Raw genomic sequence first — 5,845 nt, forward strand, 5'->3', positions numbered from 1 at the left:
GGACGGTCATGGCGCGGGCGTACCCGGTCACGAGGCCGCCGACACCCCCCGGTCCGCGCGTCGCCGACACGCCCCGGCGCCGGTCCGTTCCCACCGCCGGCCGACACCCCCCGGGCCGGCCGACGGTGGCAGACGGTCGACACCCCCCGGAGCCGACCGGCTGTACCCCCGGGCCGACCGAACTCGGACGGCCCGGCGGGGCGGAACTGGTGGGACGCGTCCCCGCGCTCCGCGGCCCCCCACGGGGCGGAGCGCGGGGACCCCCCGTCCCGGCTACTGCAGGAACGCCCCGAGGGGCGAGAGCAGCAACCGGCCGAGCGCCGCGGCGTTGTCATCCAACCGCGTACGCTCACACTCGCGGGCGTCCGGATCGTGCCGGCACCGCCAGATCTTCTGCGCGTTGCGCCAGGCGACATCGCGCGTGTACTCGACCAACTCCCCCTGGTACCAGTCGTCGATGTCACCGTTGAGCATGTCGATGAGCAGTTGCCACTGCTCCAGATAGCCCCGGCGCAGACTGGGGATCTTGTCCGCGAAGATGTTGTTGATCTCGAGGTAGTCGTGGTGCTGGTCGCTGCCGTCGACCGGCTCCGACTCCAGGTGGTCGAAGGTGGTCACCAACGCGAACGGCAGGTCGAAGTTGATGTGCGCGTTGACCCCGGCCGCCGCCGACGGCAGCGGCCGGGCGTCCGGCCCCCGCATCCGCTGGAAGAGGCACGACCACGCCTTCGGAGTCCCCGGGCTGGAGTCGGTCCACAGGCGCATCGCGTCGAAGTACCGGGCGGCGAACTCGACATCGAGCCGGGAGAGAAAGACCGGGTCGACGAAGCGGTCGTCGTACAGCCCGTCCAGCACGCTCGTGGTGATGGTCAGGTAGAGCTTGTTGAAGTCGGCGAGCGGGCAACTGGCTTCCAACGGAGGCAGCCGGACCAGCATGTCCTGCAGCTTGGTCAGATGATCGACCACGGCCGGCACGTCCGCGGGGTGATCGGCGAGCAGGTCGACGATGTCCCGGTGCACGGGTCCCCAGACCGGTTCGGTCATCTCTCCTCCATGGTGGTCGCCGGCACCCCGTGCCGTCGTCGACGCGGCTCAGCCTTCCAGCCGACACCCACTCATCGGATCAGTAGAACGACGTATCCCGGCGCGAATACCTGACAGCGGACTACGTCGTCGGTCAGGACCGCTGGTTACGCAACTGGATGGCGCTGGCCTGGACGCGGGTGCGGACCTGGAGTTTGTCGAAGATGTGCGACACGTGCACGCCGATGGTCCGCTCGCTGATGAACAGCCGCTGCCCGATCTCCTTGTTGGTCAGGCCCTCGGCGACCAGTGCGAGCACTTCGCGTTCCCGGGCGGTGAGCGCCGCCAACTCGTCGTCGGACGTCTCGGCCGGCACGCCCCGCGCGCCGGCGGTCGGGTCGCGCTCCTCCAGCGACACCCGGGCCCGTCCGGCCAGCTCGCGGATCTCCGACGTCAACGGCACCGCGCCCAGACCCTGCGCCACCCGGTACGCCTCGCGCAACAGCTTCCCGGCGGTGGCCACCCGGCTGCGGCGCGCCAGCAACGCCTCGGCCTGCCGCAGCCGCGAGTACGCCGCCGGATAGGGGTGCTGACGTCGATCCCACTCGGCGGCGGAGACGGCCCACAGCTCCGGGTCGCTGCCGTCGAGGCGGCTCACCTCGGCGGCGCAGAGCGCCAGGAAGCCCTCGACCACCGAGCGCACCGGCCGGGCGGCGCCGGCGCTCTTGCGGGCCATCCGCTCGGCCGCGTCCCGCAGCCGGCGTACCGCCGTCGGGTCCACCTCCACGGTGCGGCTGGAGTGCGCCTCCGCCTCGGCCCGCAGGCCGTGCCAGACCAACGCGGAAAGGATCATCACGTCGTCGGAGCGGCTCTCGGTGAGACCCCGCTGCACAACCAGCCGTGCCACGTCGTGCCGGCCCTCCCACATGGCCAACCCGGAACGCAGGGTGAGCAGCGGAATGACGTGCCGGGCGCCGCCGCCGGCGAGCAGGGTCGCCACCGCGTCGAGGTCCCGGCCGGCGGCCTCGATGTCGCCGTAACCCACCGAGAGCCGGCATCGGGCGAGCAGCAACTCGACGGCGTCCGCCCCGGACGGTCGGTGCCGCAGGGCGACAGCGACCACCTTCTCCGCCTCGGCCCACTGACCCACCCGGAACAACCCGTTGATGGCGATGGCCAGCAACCGGGTGCCCCAGGTGCGGCCCAACCCCAGCTCGGCCACCCGCTCGGCGCCCCGCCGGGCCACCACCACGCCCTCTTCGAGGATGTTCAGTGGCCCGGTCAGCAGCTCCGCCAGGTGTAGGTACGCGCAGGCCACGTCCTCGGGCTGGCCGGCGCGTTCGGCGGTGTTCAGGGCGTCGCGCATGACCGCCAGACCGGCGTCCGGGTCTTCCAGGTAGGCGTCGCTGAAACCCAGCGCCGAGCTGGCCAGCACGACCTCGGTGGCCGAGCCCGCCACGTTCTCGGCCAGCGTCAGCGCCTCCCGCGCCCGCTCCCCCGCGTCGGCGTACCGGCCCAGGTGCAGCAGCAGTTCGGCCAGGCGCGCGGCGGCGGTGGCGCGGTCCCGTGGTGAGCAGTCCGCCGCCTTCAGCGCCCGCTGGTATTCCTCCTCGGCCAGCGCGGAACGACCGGCGGCGGCCAGATAACGGGCCCGGCGGATGTGCAGCGTGCAGGTCGGCTCGCCGCCGCGCAGCTCCGCCAGCTCCTCCAGCAGGGCCAGCGCCCGGGCGTGCTCCCCACAGTGGTGGGCCGCCTCGCGGCGTTCTCGAGCAGCTCGACCCGGTCCACCGTCGGCGGGCCCGGTTCGGCGGCCAGCTGCAACGCCGCCGACCAGTGCCGATGCGCCTCGGCGTAGCCGTGCAGCCGTTCGGCCTCCTGGGCGGCGGCCACCGCCGCCGGTAGGGCGCGCGCCGGCTCGCCGGCCAGTCGCCAGTGGTGCGCCAACCGGGCCTGGTGCAGCTCGCCCGGCGCCCCGGTGAGCGCCTCGGCGTAGCGGCGGTGCAGCCCGGACCGCTCGGCGGGGAGCAGCTCGTGCGCCAGCACCTCGGCGACGAGGCGGTGTCGAAGCCGGTAGCCGTCGTCGGCGCCGACCAGCAGTCGGTGCGCCACCGCGGCGCGGGCCGCGGCGATCAGCTCGTCCTCCGGCATCCGCAGCACCTGGGCCAGCAGCCAGTGCTGCACCGGCTCGACACCGGCGGCGACGGCGTGCACCACCGCGTGCGCGTGCTGGGGCAACGCGTCGACCCGGTCGAGGAAGATCTCCCGCAGGGTCTCGGACAGGCCGTCGCGCCCGTCGCGCAGATCGCGGGCCAGCTCCTCGATGACGAACGGGTTGCCACCGCTGCGCTGCCACACCTGCTCGGCCGCGTCGGCGGTCAACGGCCGGCCGACCACGGCGGCGGCGAGCTGTTCCGTGTCCGCCCGGCCCAGCGGGGCCAGGTCGAGCACCCGCACCGTCCGCAGTCGACGCAGCTCGGTCAGCACCCGGCGCAGTGGATGCGCACCCTGCAACGACTCGGCCCGCACCGCCGCCAGCACCGAAAGCTGGAGGTCGCCCAGCCCGGCCAGCAGGTAGAGCAGGAGCTGCCGGGTGCTCCGGTCGACCCACTGCAGGTCGTCGAGGATCAGCACCAGCGGTCTGCCCTCGGCGATCAGGTGCAGGCCGCGGGAGACCCGCTCCAGCAACGCGCCGGCGCCGTCCGGGCCGGCGGTCTCATCGGCGAACATCTGCAGCAGCCCGCGCACCGCTGACGCGCTCCGGGCGTGCGAGGCGGACACCTCGGCGTCGAACCGGCGCAGGGCCTGCAACAGCGGGTGCAGCGGGGAGGCGTCGCCGATGTCCAGGCAGCTGCCGGTGAGCACCACGGCGCCCTGCTCCCGCAGCCAGTCGCCGATCTCGCCCAACAGCCGGGTCTTTCCCACCCCGCTCTCGCCGGTCAGGAAGACCGCCGAGGTCTGCCCGTGCGCGCCGTCACCGAGCATCGCGGACCGAACCGTCTGCACCAGCTCGGCCCGGCCCACGAGCGGTGCGGTGTCCACATCGCTGGCCATGTCACGCAGCCTAATCACAGTTCCCCACACCGTTCTACGGCCACCGGCCGCTTGTGGTACTCCTCGCGTCGACTTCGCGACTAAAGGTTGAAGGCCGCAGGTGGCCGACATACGTCGTTCGGCAGATCCCCCGGCAGCCACGAAATGCCAGTCTCCGGAGGTCAGCTGGCATCAGCGGGGGAGAAGGGCCGGTGCGAGACCCATGACCGACACCATCGGCGTCGACACCCAGTCCACCACGACCCCGCACTGGCCGATACCGTTGGAGAGACGCACGGTCACCGTCCTCTTCGCGGACATCGTCGGCTCCACCGCCCTGGTGAACCGGCTGGACCCGGAGGATGTCCGGGCGTTGCAGCGGGCCTACTTCGACACCGTGGCCGGGGTGCTGCACCGCTGGCAGGGCGTGGTGGAGAAGTACATCGGCGACGCCGTGATGGCGCTCTTCGGCGCCCACCACTCCGACGGTTTCGACGCGTACCGGGCGGTGCGCGCCGGGCTGGAGATCCAGGGCGCGCTGGACCACCGGCCCCTGCTCGGCGGCACCCGACTGCGCGTCCGCGTCGGTGTCGCCACCGGCGAGGTCGTGGTCGACCTGGGCGACGCCGTCAACGGTGCGCACGGCGTGGCCAGCGGCGCGGTGATCACCACCGCGGCCCGCCTGCAGGAGTACGCGCCCCCCGGCGCCGTGGCGCTCTGCCCGGTCACCGCGAACGCCACCGCCGGCCTGATCACCCGGCGTCGGCTGGCACCGGCCGCCGACGCGCCGCCGGTCTGGCACGCTCTCGCTCCGGTACGCCCCGACGCCGAGCGGCACGACGGCCGGCTGGTCGGTCGCCGCCGCGAGCTGGCCACCGTTCGGGACCAGCTCAGCTCGGCCGTCCGGGAGCGGCAGCCGCGCTGGGTCTCCCTGACCGGCCCCACCGGCAGCGGTCGCAGCCGACTACTGCACGAGCTCAGCCGTGTGGTGACCACTGTGGACGGACGATCGGTGCGCTGGTGCGCGGCGGCCTGCCAGCCGTACCCCGATCAGGTGTTGGCGCCGATCGCGACGCTGCTGTGCGACCTCGCCGGGATCCGGCCCGGCGACGGCCCGGCCGCGGTCCACGAGCGGCTCGTCGCCGCGCTGACGCCGCTGTTTCCGCCGGCCCGGGTCGCCGCCGCGGTGCCGGCGCTGCGGCGGATGCTGGCCAGCCCGGACGGCTCGGCGTCAGCGTTGGCCGGCGCGGCTCTCTGCCGGCAGGTCCTGCTGCGGCTGGCCGCCCACCGGCCGCTGATCGTCGCCGTCGACGACGTGGACCGGGCCGCGCCGGTGGTCGGCCGGTTCCTACACGCGCTGTTCGGCGCGGCCACGGAGCGGGGACTGCCACTGGCCGTGGTCACTGCACATCGGCCACAGTGGGCCGACATCCCGCCGGGCGCGGCCCGACAGGTGGCGGTCCGACCGCTGGCCACGGTGCAGTCCGGGCGGCTGCTCCGCCAGATGCTCGGTCGGGCCGGACAGCCGGTGACCCTGGTCGACCGGCTGCTGCCGCTGGTAGGGGGTCGTCCCGGGCACGCCGCGGCGTACGTCGGGTCGGTCGCGGACGGCGGCGACGCGGCGACACTCGCCCTGCCGGAGGCGATCCGCCGGGCCGTCGGCGCGGAACTGGACCACCTCGACGGTGAGCGGCGGGCGGTGCTGATGGCCGCCGGCACCCTCGGCGCTGTCTTCGCCGGCCGGCCGTGGACCGGGCGCTCGGCTGGACGCCCGGCCGGTCCGCACCGGCAC

General features: G+C 73.9%; 2 protein-coding genes and 1 pseudogene. 1 reads left to right on the forward strand and 2 read right to left on the reverse strand.

Annotated features, from left to right (window positions below):
• Positions 1 to 273: 273 nt before the first annotated feature.
• Together JM949_RS32740 and JM949_RS32745 are read right to left on the reverse strand one after the other, a co-directional pair.
• A complete protein-coding gene (locus tag JM949_RS32740; RefSeq protein WP_203151935.1) occupies positions 274 to 1,044 on the reverse strand; it encodes a DUF5995 family protein in 771 nt (256 codons plus the stop codon).
• Between the two features lie 133 nt (positions 1,045 to 1,177).
• Positions 1,178 to 4,074 (reverse strand): annotated as a pseudogene (locus JM949_RS32745) (helix-turn-helix transcriptional regulator).
• Positions 4,075 to 4,276: 202 nt separating this feature from the next.
• Here JM949_RS32745 and JM949_RS32750 point away from each other — a divergent pair.
• Positions 4,277 to 5,845 (forward strand): adenylate/guanylate cyclase domain-containing protein (locus tag JM949_RS32750; protein ID WP_238434312.1); only part of this gene is annotated, 1,569 nt, incomplete at its 3' end.

It is taken from the genome of Micromonospora tarensis, from assembly GCF_016803395.1.
In the GTDB taxonomy this organism is placed as follows: Bacteria; Actinomycetota; Actinomycetes; order Mycobacteriales; family Micromonosporaceae; genus Micromonospora; species Micromonospora tarensis.